This is a genomic window from Clostridium septicum, from assembly GCF_003606265.1.
Classification (GTDB): domain Bacteria; phylum Bacillota; class Clostridia; order Clostridiales; family Clostridiaceae; genus Clostridium; species Clostridium septicum.
The window spans coordinates 2371037-2387472 of record NZ_CP023671.1; the positions used below are offsets into that span (position 1 = coordinate 2371037).

General features: G+C 26.6%; 15 protein-coding genes. 12 read left to right on the forward strand and 3 right to left on the reverse strand.

The genetic code is table 11. The annotated features are described in order from the left end of the window. Positions 1–83 precede the first annotated feature (83 nt). On the forward strand, positions 84–1277 hold the full coding sequence (locus tag CP523_RS10880) for a SpaA isopeptide-forming pilin-related protein (protein ID WP_066677623.1): 1194 nt from the start codon (positions 84–86) through the stop codon (positions 1275–1277). A gap of 159 nt (positions 1278–1436) precedes the next feature. Here the strand turns inward: CP523_RS10880 and brnQ are convergent, their stop codons facing one another. The 3 genes from brnQ to CP523_RS10895 all read right to left on the reverse strand — a co-directional run bounded on the left by brnQ (position 1437) and on the right by CP523_RS10895 (position 4948). Continuing rightward, positions 1437–2708 carry a branched-chain amino acid transport system II carrier protein gene (gene brnQ / locus CP523_RS10885; protein ID WP_066677625.1) on the reverse strand — a complete coding sequence of 424 codons (1272 nt, stop codon included), beginning with the start codon at positions 2706–2708 and terminating at the stop codon, positions 1437–1439. A 288-nt stretch (positions 2709–2996) separates the two neighbouring features. Beyond that, positions 2997–3947: an LCP family protein gene (locus tag CP523_RS10890; RefSeq protein ID WP_066677627.1), complete on the reverse strand. Its 951-nt coding sequence runs from the start codon at positions 3945–3947 to the stop codon at positions 2997–2999. Positions 3948–3961: 14 nt separating this feature from the next. Further along, positions 3962–4948: an LCP family protein gene (locus CP523_RS10895; protein WP_066677629.1), complete on the reverse strand. Its 987-nt coding sequence runs from the start codon at positions 4946–4948 to the stop codon at positions 3962–3964. 542 nt (positions 4949–5490) lie between these two features. On the opposite strand from CP523_RS10895, the gene CP523_RS10900 reads away from it, so the two are divergent. From CP523_RS10900 to CP523_RS10950, 11 genes are all read left to right on the forward strand, one after another. Next, positions 5491–6243, forward strand: coding sequence for a glycosyltransferase family 2 protein (locus CP523_RS10900; protein WP_066677631.1), 753 nt, complete (start codon positions 5491–5493; stop codon positions 6241–6243). After that, positions 6244–6612, forward strand: a complete 369-nt coding sequence (locus CP523_RS10905) for a DUF2304 domain-containing protein (RefSeq protein ID WP_066677633.1) — start codon at positions 6244–6246, stop codon at positions 6610–6612. Positions 6613–6648: 36 nt separating this feature from the next. After that, positions 6649–7677, forward strand: coding sequence for a UDP-N-acetylglucosamine 4,6-dehydratase (inverting) (gene pseB / locus CP523_RS10910; RefSeq protein WP_066677635.1), 1029 nt, complete (start codon positions 6649–6651; stop codon positions 7675–7677). Positions 7678–7696: 19 nt separating this feature from the next. Next, positions 7697–8887: a UDP-4-amino-4,6-dideoxy-N-acetyl-beta-L-altrosamine transaminase gene (gene pseC / locus CP523_RS10915; RefSeq protein ID WP_066677637.1), complete on the forward strand. Its 1191-nt coding sequence runs from the start codon at positions 7697–7699 to the stop codon at positions 8885–8887. Between the two features lie 11 nt (positions 8888–8898). Beyond that, on the forward strand, positions 8899–10095 hold the full coding sequence (locus CP523_RS10920; protein WP_066677639.1) for an ATP-grasp domain-containing protein: 1197 nt from the start codon (positions 8899–8901) through the stop codon (positions 10093–10095). Positions 10096–10108: 13 nt separating this feature from the next. Next, positions 10109–11161, forward strand: coding sequence for an N-acetylneuraminate synthase family protein (locus CP523_RS10925; protein WP_066677640.1), 1053 nt, complete (start codon positions 10109–10111; stop codon positions 11159–11161). Then, positions 11158–12171, forward strand: a complete 1014-nt coding sequence (locus tag CP523_RS10930) for a glycosyltransferase (RefSeq protein WP_066677642.1) — start codon at positions 11158–11160, stop codon at positions 12169–12171. The genes CP523_RS10925 and CP523_RS10930 overlap by 4 nt, the downstream gene beginning before the upstream one ends. A 1-nt stretch (position 12172) precedes the next feature. Next, positions 12173–12904 carry a cytidylyltransferase domain-containing protein gene (locus CP523_RS10935; RefSeq protein ID WP_066677644.1) on the forward strand — a complete coding sequence of 244 codons (732 nt, stop codon included), beginning with the start codon at positions 12173–12175 and terminating at the stop codon, positions 12902–12904. 68 nt (positions 12905–12972) lie between these two features. Then, positions 12973–14397, forward strand: coding sequence for a lipopolysaccharide biosynthesis protein (locus tag CP523_RS10940; protein WP_066677646.1), 1425 nt, complete (start codon positions 12973–12975; stop codon positions 14395–14397). Between the two features lie 15 nt (positions 14398–14412). Further along, positions 14413–15468: a polysialyltransferase family glycosyltransferase gene (locus CP523_RS10945; protein ID WP_066677648.1), complete on the forward strand. Its 1056-nt coding sequence runs from the start codon at positions 14413–14415 to the stop codon at positions 15466–15468. A gap of 34 nt (positions 15469–15502) precedes the next feature. After that, positions 15503–16435 carry a glycosyltransferase gene (locus tag CP523_RS10950; RefSeq protein WP_083089553.1) on the forward strand — a complete coding sequence of 311 codons (933 nt, stop codon included), beginning with the start codon at positions 15503–15505 and terminating at the stop codon, positions 16433–16435. Position 16436 lies beyond the last annotated feature (1 nt).

Consider the following 16436-nt stretch of genomic DNA (forward strand, 5'->3'; position numbering starts at 1 on the left):
AAGAAGTTTGAAGTTTTGCTTAGATAGGTAGTAATGATAGATAAAAATAATATTAAAAATATTGACTTAAAGGGGATAAGAGTATGAAAATAGAAACAAATGAAAGCAGAAAAGAAAAAAATAATTTAGATTCAAAAAAATCTGAAGTTGATAATCTAAATGAAAATGCAACTTTAACAAATCCTAAAGAATTTACAATAACACCTGAACAAACTAAACCAGTTGAAATAACAGTTAATGATACAGCAATAACAGGTACGGTTAATATAACTGTAAATGATCAAAATAATAAGCCAGTAGTTGGAGCTCAGATACAAGTAATAGATTCAACAGGTAATGTAGTACAAACAGTAACTACTAATTCTTTAGGTGAAGCAAATATAACAAATTTACCATATGGGAATTATACTTTAAAGGAATCTAAAGTACCCGAGGGATATATTTTGGCAAGTACTAATCCAATAACTATTTCTATAAAGGCTAATAATCAAGTATTACCAGAAAATATAATAAATACAGTAATAACGGGTTCATTACAAGTAACTAAGACTGATGAAGAAAAAACAAAACCTATACAAGGTGCTACATTCCAAATACGACAAAGTTCAAATAGTTCAGTAGTATCAACTCAAACTACTAACGCTTCAGGACAATTTACAGTATTAGATTTACCATATGGTAGTTATAATCTTGTAGAAATGGCGGTACCAGAGGGATATGTTTTAAATTCAAATCCTATTCCATTTTCTATAAAGACTAATAACGAAGTAGTGACTCAAGATATAACTAATAAAGAAAAAACAGGTGAACTAATTATTAAAAAAGAAGATGCTACAACTAGTGAGCTACTAGAAGGCGCAGTATTTACTATTACAAATTCTGCAGGAAAATCATTTGGTACAGTAACAACAGGTAGTGATGGGCAAGGAAATATAAATTTATTACCTGGAGATTATATTGCAACAGAAACTACACCACCAAGTGGATATGTTTCAAATACTACAGAACAAAATTTTACTATACCATTTAATCCACAAGCACCAGTAATGTTAACTTTTAAGGATACTAAACAATTATGCAAAGTAACTATTACTAAGGTGGATGCAAGTAATACTAGCAAAGTTTTACAAGGAGCAACCTTTACAATTAAAACTCAAGAAGGCGTTATAGTCCAAACTCTTACGACAGGATTAGATGGAACTGCAACTACAAGTTTATCAGCAGGGACTTATACACTAGAGGAAATTGAAGCTCCAGTAGGATATGTAACAATGTAAATTTAATATTCTTATTTTATGAAATTATATTTAATTAAAAATAGATCTCCACTAAGAATGTTCTTAGTGGAGATCTATTTTATTTCAGTTAATGCTATAAACAATTTATTTAATATTTAAAAGGTTATATATTAATAAAGTTTAATTAATATATAGCATTTATATTTCATTTGCATTTATTTGAGGTTGAGTAGAAAATATAATGTATCCTAAACATATAGCAAGTAATGTAGGTAAAACCCAACCAAAACCTATATTAGCAAGTGGGATGAAACTAAGGTTCAAACCTGGTATAGCAAAAAGTAGGCCAAATATTAATGAAGTATATACACCTAATTTTACTGCTTTTATATTTGTAATATATTTTGATAATAGTGTTGTAACTATAAGTGTTATTGAAACCGGATATAGAACATTTAATATTGGTTCAGATAAAACTACTATTTTATCAACTCCAAGGCAAGCAATTCCAAGACTTATAATAGCTAAAACAATGGCATTTAACTTAAATGAAAGTTTACCTTTTGACACTTTTTCAAAGAAAGTAGCTCCAGCGGTTAAAAGTCCAATTGAAGTAGTTAAACAAGCAAGTCCCATTGCAACACCTATAAGAGTTGTTCCAATATTACCTAAAACACTCTTTGATATTAATAAAAGTAATCCAGTTTTTCCGATATCAGATGGTGCTAAGTTTACAGTCTGAGCACCTATATACATTAATCCACCATAGACAAAAGCAAGTCCTATTACAGCAACTAAGCTAGATTTTAAAATCATAGATGGCATTTGTTTTTCTTTATATCCTTTAGAAATTAGAGATGTTGTTATAATTCCAGCAAATAATAATGCTGCAATTGCATCCATAGTTTGATAACCTTGTAATAATGCTGATGGTAAAACAGAAGTAGCATTAGTATTAAGAATTTCACCTATAGGCATAAAAATTCCTTTAATAATAATTATTGTTAATATAATTAATAATGCAGGTGTTAAATATTTTCCTATAGCATCTATTACAGATGAACTTCTAAGTACAAAAAATAAATTTATTAAAAAATATATCGTCATAGCAACTAATGGAGATATATTAGGGAAAAATGGATGTATAGTAAGTTCATAAGTTGTTGCTGCAGTTCTAGGAATACCAAGCATTGGTCCTATAGCGATAAAAAGAATAGCAGTACATAAAACAGCAAATTTTTTATCAATTTTTCCGGCTAAAGTCTCAAAAGTACCATCGCCTTTAGAACAAGCCAGAATAGCAAGTAAAGGCAGTCCAACCCCAGTTATAATAAAACCGATAATTCCAAGGAAAAAGTCTTTTCCTAAAGTATGTCCAAGAAATGCTGGAAAAATTAAATTTCCAGCCCCAAAAAACATAGAAAATAAGGCAAAGCCTATAACAATCGAATCTTTAGTATTTTTTCTCATAATGTCCCTTCCTTCATACGTGTTAATAATGTTTTCCGACAATAAATTTACAAATAAATAATGAGAACGGTAACAAATTACTAACGTATATATAATAAAATTAAATATCTATCAAATAATACTTGTTTATATTATCATGGAATTTAAATATATTCAATAAGTTTTCAAAATGAAATAATAGAAAAAATGGATTTAATATAGGATAATAATAAAATAATACCAATTTATTTATTAAATTATCAAAAAAGAGGATTCAAAATGAATCCTCTTTTTTAAACTGTTAAATTTTTACTCATCAAATAAAAATTTATGAATATTTTTAGTAGTTTTATCTACATCAATAATCATATGATACATATCTGTCCATTCTGTAGTTAAATCTTCATCTAAAGGAAATCTTCCTTGGTTTATGTTAGTTATATTCATACCTACAACCTCAGAGGCTATTGAAAGAATTTCAGAATTAGATAAGTTTGTACTTACTAAAGGTAATAATTCACTAACTATTCCAGGTATTTCTGAATGAGGTGTATCTTTAACCTTATTAAATAAAGCTGTTAATACATCCCTTTGACGTTCTGTTCTTTTAAAGTCTCTTCCTTCGGTATATCTTATTCTGCAATATGCAGAAGCTTGAGTACCATTTAGAAGTTGTTTTCCAGTTGAAGTTACTGGAGGAGTGCTTGTACCATTATTTTTATCAATATTTTGAATGTACTTATTTATATAATTTAATTCGTCATCAGTTATATTTATTTCAACACCACCAAGTTTATCTATAACAGTAGGAAGTTGTTTTAAATTAACTTCAACAAATTTATCAATATTTAAGTTGAAATTATAATTTACTGTTTTTAAAAGGAGTTCAGGACCTCCACTAGACATAGTATAATTTAAGTTTGATTTTCCACCATCAGGCAAATCTAAATAAATATCTCTCATAAGTGAGCAAAGATTTATTTTATTATTTTTTTTATCTATAGCTAAAATCATTGTAGAATCTGAGGCAGCATATTCATCACCTGAATAATCAGTTCCTGATAAAAGAATAGTTGTAACTTCTTCAGCTTTTTTTGAGATTTCTTTTCCTGTATCAGTAATAGCTTTTCTATCTATTTCAACTCTATTTACTTTATTTGATAGATGAAATGCATAAGAAGCTATGCCTAAAATACCCACTAATATAAGTATTAAAACGGTTATTGATATTTTTTTCCATAAAGATAATTTTTTCTTCATATAATTTACTTCCTTTAATTTTCAAATATAAATTCTTTCATTTGTTGTTTTGTAGTATCAAGATCAAAAGTTAGATAGTAAACTCCTTCAATCATTTTTCCTTCACAATACCCATCTCTTGGGAATCTATCTTCAATAAGGGATGAACTACCTATTTTATTTATTGTAGAACCTATATTTAGCAATTCAGTAGTACCTAGGTTTGTTTCTATAAAAGGTAGAAAATCATTTAATAATGAAGGAAGTTCAGATACTTTAGTATCTTTTACCTTATCATATACCCCTTTTAAAATAGTTCTATGTCGCCAAGTTCTTTCATAATCTCCACCATCTGTATATCTTATTCTTGAATAAGCAAGACATTGAGTGCCATCTAAAAGTTGTTTTCCGGTTGAATCTAAATGAGGAGAAGAAGTAGAGTTTAATACATTTAAGTTATCAATATATGAATTTATATATTTAAGTTCATCAGAGGTAATATTTAATTCTATTCCTCCTAATTTATCTATAATTTTAGGTAAGTTACTAAAATCAGTTGAAATAAAATTATTTATATTTAATCCAAAATTGTTATTTAATGTTTTTAGAGCTAAAACAGAATTTCCAAAAGCAAAAGCATGATTAATTTTATCCATTCCATGATCCTCAATATTAACATAAGAATCTCTCATTATAGAAGAAAGTTTCATTTTATTATGAATAGGGTCTATAGTTAATATCATTATAGAATCTGAACGCCCAAATTCATTTTCACCTGCATCTATTCCAAATAAAGCAATATTTATTATCTTATCATAATTATTATACTTAGATAATTCTTCAGTAGCTTCTTTATTTATCCCAATATCTTCTTCAGTAGTATTAATTTTATTAATTTTATTTATTAAATTAAATCCATAAATACTCGCTCCAATAACTCCCAATACTAATACTACTAACAAAATTAGTAGTGTTTTTTTTAGATAAGAGCTTTTCTTTATTTTTTTTACACCATTATCCAAAATTCCACATCCTTTCACGTATTAAATTTTAGCATTTTAAAAAAAAAGTGTAAAGATAAATAAATTGCATAATTATTAAATTAAAATAAGGTATGAATATAGGTAAAAATAAGATTTTTCATTTGAATACTGGTGAAAAATTAATAAGATTCTAATTTATACTTTTAAAATTTTTATTAACTACTAATGTTATATTAGAGATAATTTTTATTAATTTAAAAGATGTATTATTAATAAATTTAGTTGGATTTTCTATGATTAAATCATTAAACTTAACAAGTGTTAGGGTAATTGGAAAAAAATTTTGTTTAGATACATAATAATAAATCAGCGAATACATAAAATGTTTAAAATAGGGACAACATCAAGATTATAGACAAGAGTAAGTAATGGTAGTATAATGAAAAACGAATTAATTAAAAGATAAAATAGATTATGTTTGAGAGTGTTGTTATTTGTTAAATACTCTAAAGATTTATATATTTTTGTTTGGGGAAAAATAAAGATGAAGATTAAAATAAGTCAATAGGAGGACTAATTTTATGGAAAAAGAACTATTAGTAATTGTTCCCGCATACAATGAGGAAGATAATATAAAAAATGTAATTGAAGAATTAAAGAAAGATGTACCATATGCAAATATATTAGTAGTAAATGATTCATCTACTGATAAAACTGAAGAAATATTAAAGAATATGAATGTAGATTATATAACTACACCATTTAATTTGAGGTATTCAGGCGTAATACAAACTGGATTTAAATATGCATTATTTAGAAACTATAATTATGTAGCTCAATTTGATGGAGATGGACAACATATTGCAAAAGAATTAGACAAGATGTTTAAATATATAAAACAAAATGATTGTGATATAGTATTAGGTTCAAGATTTAAAGAAAAGACAGAATATAATCATGCCTTTTTTAGAAAAATTGGTACTATAATGTTTCAAAAAATTATTAAAATCTCAACAAGGAAAGAAATAACAGACCCTACATCAGGATTACAAGTTTTAAGTAAGAGGGTATATACTCATTATGCTAAAATGAATAATTATCCAGAATATCCTGACGCAAATCTTATAATAGAAATGTTAAATGAAGGATATAATATTCAAGAAGTTTATGTTAAGATGCGAGAAAGAATTTATGGAATAAGTATGCATTCAGGAATTTGGTCACCAATTAAATATATGATTTCTATGTGCTACAGTATATTTATAATCTTGATAGGGAAAAAAAGTAATAATACTTATAAAAATTATAATGAGGCATGTGGTGAGGTGAAGTAATTGAATAGTAGAGCATTTTTTGCAGTAGTTGGAATTTTATTTATGATTATAATACTTGTTAGTGTTCGAAAAAAGAAATTTTTTGTTAAGGACAGTTTTTATTGGTTTTTACTTTCAGTAGGAATTTTGCTATTATCAATTTTTCCAAGTATAATTAGGGTGGTTGCAAATGTTGTAGAAGTAGAATATGCGCCTTCACTACTTTTTTTTATAGCTATAATATTTATATTATATATAGTATTTAATTTAAGTCAACAAGTAAGTTTGTTAAGAGAACAAAATAAGGATTTAGCACAAAGAGTAGCTGTATTAAAAAAGATAATAAATGATATAGAAAAAGATAAAGAAAAGAATAATATTATTAATTAAATAAAGAGAAAAATAAATCAAGAGAGGAAGATAAATATGCTTAATAATAAAGTGATTCTTATAACTGGAGGAACAGGATCTTTTGGAAAGAAGTTTACTAAAAGGATACTAGATTCATTTAACCCTAAAAAAATTATTATATACTCAAGAGATGAATTTAAACAGGATTTAATGAAAAAAGAATTTATGGTTAAATACCCTGAAAAGGCAAATAAATTAAGATTCTTTATAGGAGATATAAGAGATAAAGATAGATTATATAGAGCTTTTAAGGGTGTGGATTACGTTATCCATGCAGCAGCAATGAAACAAGTACCAGCATGTGAATATAATCCTTTTGAGGCAATAAAAACTAACATAAATGGTGCACAATATATAGTTGACGCAGCTATAGACTGTAATGTAAAAAAGGTAGTTGCTTTATCTACAGACAAAGCCGTAAATCCTATAAATTTATATGGTGGAACAAAATTAGTTTCAGATAAACTATTTATTTCAGCTAATGCATATTCAGGAGAAGAAGGAACTATTTTCTCTGTTGTTAGATATGGAAATGTAGCAGGAAGTAGAGGTTCAGTTATACCTTTCTTTAAAGCTTTAATAGAATCAGGAAATAAAGAGTTACCAATAACAGATTTTAATATGACTAGATTTTGGATTACACTAGATGAAGGTGTAGATTTAGTATTTAAAGCATTAAAAGAATCAAAGGGCGGAGAAACATATATATCAAAAATACCTTCATTTAAAATAACTGACTTAGCTAAAGCTATGCTTCAAGATGTTGACATGAAAGAAGTAGGAATTAGAGAAGGTGAGAAGCTTCATGAAGTTATGATAACTAAGGATGATTCAAGATCTACTTATGAATATGATAAGCACTATATTGTTTATCCACATTTTGACTGGTGGCATTTTGAAAGTCATTTTACAGAAGGTGGAAAGTTAATTGAAAGAGGTTTTGAATATAATTCAGGAGCTAACACAGAGTGGTTATCAATTGAAGATTTAAGAGTTGAAATGAAAAAATTAAATTTATATGATTTTGATAAATATAATAAATAGAATGTAAAGGGGTGAGAGAATGGATGCTTTAGCAATTAATGGTGGCAAGCCGGTTAGGGATTCATATATTTCTTACGGAAAGCAAACTATAGATGATAAAGATATTGATATGGTTATAAAGGTTTTAAAAGGCGATTATTTAACAACAGGTCCAACGGTATCAGAATTTGAAAAGAAAGTGGCTAACTATGTAGGGGCAAAATATGCAGTAGCAGTTTCAAATGGAACTGCAGCACTACATATGGCATGTTATGCAGCTGGTATAAAAAGTGGAGATGAAGTATTAGTACCAGCAATAACTTTTGCTGCTTCAGCAAACTGTGTACTATATTGTGGAGGAAAACCTGTTTTTATAGATATAGATGAAAAAACCTATAATATGGATATAGATAAGATTGAAGAAAAGATAACATCAAAAACAAAAGCAATTATTCCAGTGGATTTTACAGGTCAATCTGTAGATATGGATAGAATACTGGAAATAGCCAGAAAGTACAATTTGGTGGTTATCGAGGATGCAGCTCATGCATTAGGCAGTGAGTATAAAGGACAAAAAATTGGTGTAAAGGCTGATATGACAGAATTTAGTTTTCATCCGGTAAAACCAATAACAACTGCTGAAGGCGGGATTATTGTAACAAACGATAAAAATCTTTATGAAAAAATGTTGTTATTTAGAACTCACGGTATTACTAGAAATGAAAAGTTTATGAATGATAATCAAGGACCTTGGTATTATGAGCAAATAGATTTAGGATATAACTATAGAATAACAGATATGCAATGTGCATTAGGCATTAGTCAAATGGACAAGATAGATAGTTTTGTGAAAAGAAGAAGAGATATAGTTAATAAGTATAATGAGACCTTCGGAAACCTAAAAGAAGTAATAATACCTTATGAAGCAGAATATTCAAATTCAGGTTGGCACATATATGTAATAGCATTAAATTTAAATGAATTGACAGTAGGAAGAAAAGAAGTATTTGAAGCATTACAAAAAGAAAATATAGGAGTTAATGTTCATTATTTACCTGTTTATATGCATCCATACTATAAAAGTATAGGATATAAAGAAGGTATATGTCCAATAGCAGAAGACTTATATAATAAAATGATAACTTTACCATTATTTCCATCCATGACAGATAAAGATGTAGAGGATGTTATAACTGCTGTTAATAAAGTAATAGATTTTTATAGAAAATAGGTGATAATAACATGAAGTTGTTAAGTATTGGCGCTGGTAAAGAGCAAATATATTCAATAAAGAAAGCTATAGAAAAAGGGCATTATGTAATAGCAATTGATGGTAATAAGGAATCAGAAGGATTTAAATTAGCTAATGAATATAGTGTTGTAGACATCTCAAAAGAAAATGAAGTTATAGAGTTTGCGAAGAAAAATAATATAGAAGGTATTTTACAAGTACCTATAGGAAGGTTTTTAAGTACTATAGGTGCAGTTAATGATTCATTAAATTTAAAGGGAATATCAAAAGAGGCTGCATTAAATTGTGTAAATAAGACTAAAACTAATGAGATACTATTTCATAATAATATAGGTTGTGCAGGACAAATTACATTAAAAACATTTGATAATATGGAATTAATTAATAAAATTAATGATTTTGGTTTACCTTGCGTAATAAAACCTAAATTCGGATCAGGAAGTTCAGGAGTTCGTATAATCAACAATAAAGCCGAAGTAGAAAAGATGGTAGCAGAACATTTAGAAGAAAATCTTACTGGTGAAGTTATTATTGAGGAATTACTTGAAGGAATAGAATACGGTGTAGATTTTGTCGTTATAGATAATAGCGGATATCTTGTATTGGTAAGAGAAAAGGAATTAACTGATATACCTTTTAGACAAGAGGTTGCTTTTATTGGACCAGCTAATTTAGAAGATATAATTTATGATAAAGTCTTTAATATAATGGATAAAGCAACTAAAGCATTAGGGATAAATAATACTTTGGTACATGCAGATATAATGATTAAAGATAATGAAGTTAAAATTATAGAGATATCAGGAAGACCATCTGGATTATTGTTATCAAGTAAAATAGTGCCTTTATCTACAGGATTAGATTACTTGGGTCTAGGAGTGGACATAGTTACTTCAAATATCAGTAAAGATTTAAATTTAACTAACTTAGAAAAAAACTGTGTAGGAATAAGCTTCTTTAATTTAAATGAAGGAAAGGTAGTAGATATTACTGATATAAGTGAGATGTTGAAAGGTAATGTAATAGAATATATTAATAATATTAATATAAATGATGAATTAACAATCATTAAAAAAGGTAAAGATTTAATTGATAGAGGACATGTCATTGTAAAGGGAAAAACCGTAGATGAAGTGAAATTACTTTTTAAAAATATTCTACAAAATATAAAGATAGAGAATGTTTAGGAGGAAAGTAAATATGCCTGAAATAAAAATAGGAAATGTTACTGTTAGTAATGAGGGGAAAACATTTATAATTGCTGAAATTGGAGCAAATCATAATAGTGATATTGAATTAGCTAAAAAAACTATAAAGGCAGCTGCAGAGTGTGGAGTTGATGCTGTAAAATTTCAAACATATACTGCAAGAGAATTAGTTGCCGATAAAGATAGAGTATTAACATATCTTTCAAATGGAATTGAAAAAAAAGAAACTATTTCTGAATTATTTGATAGGTTGTCTCTAAGACGAGAATATCATAGAGAATTATTTGATTATGCAAATAGTTTGGGTTTACAAGCATTTTCAACACCATTTAGTTTAGATGGCTTAGAGTTTTTAGCATCTCTTGATGTTCCTTGTTTTAAAGTAGCGGCTTCTGATGTAAATTATGTAGATTTATTGGAAAAGTTACCTGAGTATAACAAACCTGTTATGTTATCATTAGGAAAATGTACTTTAGGTGAAGCAGACGAGGCAATTAATATACTACTTAATAAAGGATGTAAAAACCTTGTTATAATGCATTGTGTATCTCAGTATCCATCTCCAATGAACGAGATGAATTTAAATACTATAAAAACTTTAAAGAGTTTATATCCTGAATGTGTAATAGGTTTTTCAGATCATTCAATGGGTATAACAGCAGCTTTAGGGGCTGTTGCATTTGGAGCAAGAGTTGTTGAAAAGCACTTCACACTGGATAAAAAATTAGATGGGCCTGATCACTGGTTTAGTATGGATCCAAGTGATATGAAGAGTTTAGTAACTGAAATTAGAAACTTGGAATCAGCTATGGGTAATCCAAGAAAAATGATATTAGAGTGTGAAAAAAATGAAAGACATAAATCAGTAAGATCATTAGTATTAAAAAGAGATTTAAAAGAAGGTGAAGTAATTAAAAACGAAGACCTTCTGATGCTAAGACCAGGTTGGGGGATATCTCCTTTTGATAAAGATAAAGTTGTAGGTATGAAAATAAATAAAGATTGTAAGGCTAATACAGTTCTTGTTTGGGATCTTTTGAGATGATTATTTTACATGCGGCAGGAAATGAAAAAATAGGTTTAGGAAATTTAACTAGAGTAAAAGCTCTAGTTAAATATTTATGTAGTATTAAGTATAATAATTTTAAGGTAATATTAGAAGCAAGAGAAGATATTGCTAAAATGTTTATAGTTGATGATGTAGATTATTTTATCGCTGAAAATAGAAAAATAGCACAGAAATTTTTAGAAGATAATATGTTTAATAAATCAAGTGAAAAGTTAGTTCTTATTTCTGACTTAGTAGATATGAATTATAGTGATAATGAATTCTATAGAAGATGTGGATTTGATGTATTAATTCAAATTAATGATGAAAACGTAAATAAATTCAATCCGGATATATATATTAATTCTGATATATTCTATCAAGAATTTAATGTTAATTCACAAACTAAGATTTACAGTGGAAGTAAATTCTTAGTGGTGAGAGATGAAATTTTAAAGCAAAGACCACTAGAGTGCTGGAATAAAGATAAAATAGAAAATATATTAGTTTGTTTTGGTGGATCCGATCCAGCTAGATACACAGAGGATATAGTGAAATTAATAAGAAATAATATGGTATATGATAATTATAACTTTAATGTAGTATTAGGTCCTGGTGTATCAGATGAAAGAAAAAGAGAATTAATTAAAAATGCAAATAATAATATAAAATTTTTAGTTAATGAAAAACATATGGAAAGAAAAATCATAGAAAATGATTTAATCATAACGTTAGGTGGTCTTACAACCTATGAAGCTTTGGCGTTAGGACGTCCAGTATGTTGTATTGGATGGGAATATATGAATTACTATGTTGATAATTTAAGTAAAAATAATTGGATATATAAATTGGGTAATAAATCTAAAGATTTGGAAGGTTTAGAAAAATGCCTACTTGATATTGATAGATTAAAAGCAATAGCATCAAAAGGTTTTAAGAATATTAATCATAGAGGAGCGGAAAATATGGTTAATATTGCAATTAAAGCTGAAAAAGGAGAGATATAGTATGTGTAAGGTTTTATGTGTTATTCAAGCTAGAGCAGGGTCATCAAGATTACCTAAAAAAGTCCTTATGGATTTATGTGGTAAATCAGTTTTAGAGCACGTAGTTGAAAGGTTACAAAATAGCAAAGAGATAGATGAAATAGTAATAGCAACAACTAATGAAGATAAAGATGTGTGTATTAAAGAGGCAGCAGAAAAGTTAAAAATTAGATGTTTTAGAGGTGACGAAAATAACGTTTTAAGTAGATATTATTTAGCTGCAAAAGAGTTTAAAGGGGATATAATAATTAGGATAACATCTGATTGTCCTTTGATTGACCCGAATTTAGTTGATCAAGTAGTAAAAGCATTTAAAAGCAATAGATATGATTATGTTAGTCCTAGAAGTAAAGACGGATTAATTAGAGGTTTGGATGTAGAAGTTTTTTCAATGAAAGCTTTAGAGAAGGCATATAAGGAATGTGCTGATGAAATGGGATTAGAACATGTAACGTGGTTTATGTATAACAATCCAGATAAGTTTAATTTGTTAGATTATCCAGTACCTGATAAATTTAGACATCCGGAAATAAGACTTTGTGTAGATGAAATTAAGGATTATGAAAAGATTCTACATATATATAATAAATTCTATGATGGAAAAATAATTGATATAGAAAGAGTTATAGAGTATTTATTAAATAATCCAGAAATAAATAATATTAATTATGATGTAGTTCAAAAACATGTTTAGTTATTACGTTTATTCTATTTAACAAGGCTAAATAATATTTAGATAATTAGTAAGTGGGAAGTTGAAGAATGGAAAACATATTAAATAAATTGAAGAGTACTGCTATTTTGAATGTTTTTAAATATTCAATGGTAAAATATATAGCATTAGCATTTGTGTTTTTTAGAGAAATTGTTAATGCTAAGATATTGGGCCCAGAAATGGTTGGGATTTTAGGTAATCTTATTCTAATAATAAGCTATTGTGGTTATGCTAATTTAGGTGTAGTTTACGCTATGAATAGAGAATGGATTGTATATAAAGATAATGAAGGTGAAAGTGATAAGGCGAGAGAGGTAATAAATACATCTTTTTCAGCATTAAGTATAGTTTCTTTGATTTTTCTTCTTGCATCTATATCAAGTATATTTATCTTTGAAGGAATTTCAAAGTGGTATATGTCATTATTATTTATAATTGCAATAACCGAGCAATATAAGAACTTTTTTATTAACTATTTTAGATTATTAAACAATCTAAATATGATTAATTTAATAGAATTATTAAATGGAATAGGTACATTAATTTTAATTCTGTTATTAGGAGGAAGCTTTAAAATATTAGGAGTATTATTTGCTATGACGATAATTGGGATAGTAATCTTCTTAGTATCAATTATTAAAGTTCCTAAAATTAATATTAAAATTAATAAAGAAATTTTAAAAACATTAATTTCAATTGGAATCCCTTTATTAATATATAACTTAGGATTTTATATATTAACAACTATAGATAGATTTGTTATTATAAAGTTTTTAGGAAATGAAGCGTTAGGATACTATACATTTGCAAATCAAATGGCTACAGCAACATTAGTGTTTATTAGTTCAATATTATTTTTGTTTTATCCTAAAATGATAAGTAAATACAATAGTGGAGATAATAGCGAAATAATTAACTCAATATACAGTTATACCGGATTAATAGAGTTATTTAATATAGTTTTTATATTTATAGGAGTAATTGTAATTAAGCCATTTATTGATATTATTTTGCCAAATTTTAAAGGTAGTATAAGTACTTACAATATTTTATTAATGGCAATAATAATGAGTAATTTCTCATATTTTTCAAATGTATTTATTATAGCTAAGAAGAAACAGAATGTATTAGTTGTTTTACAAATATTATCCATAATTATTAATTTGCTTCTTAATATACTAGGAGTTAAATTAAACCTAGGTATTATTGGGGTTGCCATTGCTACATTAATTACTAATACTATATACTCATTTATACAGCACTATATAGTGAATTATAAAATAAGAAAAAGTAATTTCATTAAAGACTTGTTTAAAATGTATTCTGGTATGATTATAATTTCAACATATTTAGTAACGGTAGTCATAGTAGATTTAAATTATATGAAAATAGTATTAGGATTATTTATAATTATGTTGTTAATGATTCCTAAGTTTTTTAACATTAAAAAATTAATTGACGATATAAAATGAGGAGAGGATAGATTTATGAATAATCTATTTATTGTTAATACACCATATCATATAACATTATCTTTAGCTATAATTAATGCAAAAGGATTAAAAAACAATGTGCTTATAGTATTAAGAGATTTTAACTTTGTTTACAAAGATTATAGTTATTTAAATGAGAGTTTTGACGAAATTATTGAAATTAATGGATTGAATAAATTAAATAAAGCAAGTGGTGCTAAAAAAATATTAGAGGTTATTAAAAATTTATTTTTAGATATATATACAACTAAAAAGGCTATAAAAAACTTAAGAGCACTTGAATTTGATAATATATTTTTTGCAAATGATTCTTATGTACAGGTTCAAGCATTAATACATAAGCTAAAAGGAGAAAACACCGAAATATCATATATGGAAGACGGTATAGCATGTTATTTAAGTGATGATAAAACTATTACATCTAATTCATTATTTAACAAAATAAAAATTATATATAATAGTATTTTAATTACTCTTTTTAATATGCGAAAAAAATATGAAAATGGAGTGTGTTATGGAAGTAATAGTTATGTTGATAAATGTTATGTTCTATATCCAGAGTTCATACGAAAAGAGTTATTAGTGAAAAGTATTCAAAAGATAGAAGATAGTAATTTTGAAAATGCACTGAGAATGAGTTATACGAAAAGCAATATTATTATAAACGATAGTATTATATTTTTGGTAGATTTATTCGAAGAGAATTTAGCATGCAAATATGAAGAAGTGATTAAGTATTTAAGTAGTAAAAATAAAAAAATCTATATTAAATATCATCCAAGAGAAACTAACTTTTATTTAGATAAATATTTAAATTGTAGTATTATAAAGCTACAATCTAATAAGAATATTGAAGCATTATTAATTGGAACAAATAAAAATGTTGTACTAACAGGAAAAGGCAGTACTGCATTTTTAACGCTGTCTAAAATTAGCAAAAACCAATATGTGGTGATAGGGGAAGCAATTGGATTAACTATAGATAGTAGAGTGAAAAAGATACTGACTGATATAGGAGTTAAATTTCCTATGAAAATTGAAGAAGTATAGATTTTAAATAATATTTTATACAAAGGAGTTATATATGGAAAATAAACAGTTAGTTTCAGTAGTTATGAGCACTTACAATGAACCGAAAGAATGGGTGCAATTATCAATAGAGTCTATATTAGACCAAAGTTATGATAATATTGAAGTTATAATAGTTTGTGATAACCCTAATAATAAAGAAATTATTGAACTTCTTAAAAAGTTTGAAGAAGATTTTAGAGTTAGAGTTCTATATAATGAAAAAAATATTGGGCTAACTAACAGTTTAAATAAAGCATTAAAATTTGTTAATGGAGAATTTGTTGCACGAATGGATTCAGATGATATTTCAGAAAAGGATCGGTTATTAAAGCAATATAATTATCTTACTGAAAATAATCTTGATCTAATTGGTGGCGGGGTTATTTGTATTAATGAAAATGAGGAAAAAATTTCAATTATAAATAATCTTCCTAAAAATAGTGAATTAGTTAGAAAGAGAATAATAAAAAATAGTTGTGTTCCTCATCCAACTTGGTTTGGTAAAAAAAGTGTTTTTCATGATTTAAATGGATATAGAGCAGTTAATTATGCCGAAGATTACGATTTTTTATTAAGGGCTCTAGCTAAGGGATTTAAACTAGGAAATATAGATGAAATTGTTTTAAAATACAGAATAAGAAGTAGTAGTATATCTAATAGCAATGGATTAAAACAGTTTATAACATCTCAAATGCTTATAAATTTATATAAGAAAGATAAAATTTTAGAGGATATTAATGTAATTAATGAATTTATAGGTGAAGAGTTAAAAAAAATAGATAAAAGTGAAGAAATAAATTATTATGAAGCATCTAGAGAATTTACTAAAGGATGTATTGGGATAAAGAAGTTAGATTTTAATCAAGGACTAAAAATAATAAAAGGTCTAACAAAATCAAAGTATTATAGAAAAAAAATTTGGGGTTATATAAGGGCTTTATTATAGA

Excerpts from the sequence above, each read along its gene's own strand:
- brnQ (WP_066677625.1), bottom strand. The coding sequence starts at position 2,708 with ATGAGAAAAAATACTAAAGATTCGATTGTTATAGGCTTTGCCTTATTT.
- CP523_RS10930 (WP_066677642.1), top strand. The coding sequence starts at position 11,158 with ATGATTATTTTACATGCGGCAGGAAATGAAAAAATAGGTTTAGGAAAT.
- CP523_RS10935 (WP_066677644.1), top strand. The coding sequence starts at position 12,173 with ATGTGTAAGGTTTTATGTGTTATTCAAGCTAGAGCAGGGTCATCAAGA.
- CP523_RS10880 (WP_066677623.1), top strand. The coding sequence starts at position 84 with ATGAAAATAGAAACAAATGAAAGCAGAAAAGAAAAAAATAATTTAGAT.
- CP523_RS10950 (WP_083089553.1), top strand. The coding sequence starts at position 15,503 with ATGGAAAATAAACAGTTAGTTTCAGTAGTTATGAGCACTTACAATGAA.
- CP523_RS10890 (WP_066677627.1), bottom strand. The coding sequence starts at position 3,947 with ATGAAGAAAAAATTATCTTTATGGAAAAAAATATCAATAACCGTTTTA.
- CP523_RS10920 (WP_066677639.1), top strand. The coding sequence starts at position 8,899 with ATGAAGTTGTTAAGTATTGGCGCTGGTAAAGAGCAAATATATTCAATA.
- pseB (WP_066677635.1), top strand. The coding sequence starts at position 6,649 with ATGCTTAATAATAAAGTGATTCTTATAACTGGAGGAACAGGATCTTTT.
- CP523_RS10900 (WP_066677631.1), top strand. The coding sequence starts at position 5,491 with ATGGAAAAAGAACTATTAGTAATTGTTCCCGCATACAATGAGGAAGAT.
- CP523_RS10925 (WP_066677640.1), top strand. The coding sequence starts at position 10,109 with ATGCCTGAAATAAAAATAGGAAATGTTACTGTTAGTAATGAGGGGAAA.
- pseC (WP_066677637.1), top strand. The coding sequence starts at position 7,697 with ATGGATGCTTTAGCAATTAATGGTGGCAAGCCGGTTAGGGATTCATAT.
- CP523_RS10940 (WP_066677646.1), top strand. The coding sequence starts at position 12,973 with ATGGAAAACATATTAAATAAATTGAAGAGTACTGCTATTTTGAATGTT.
- CP523_RS10945 (WP_066677648.1), top strand. The coding sequence starts at position 14,413 with ATGAATAATCTATTTATTGTTAATACACCATATCATATAACATTATCT.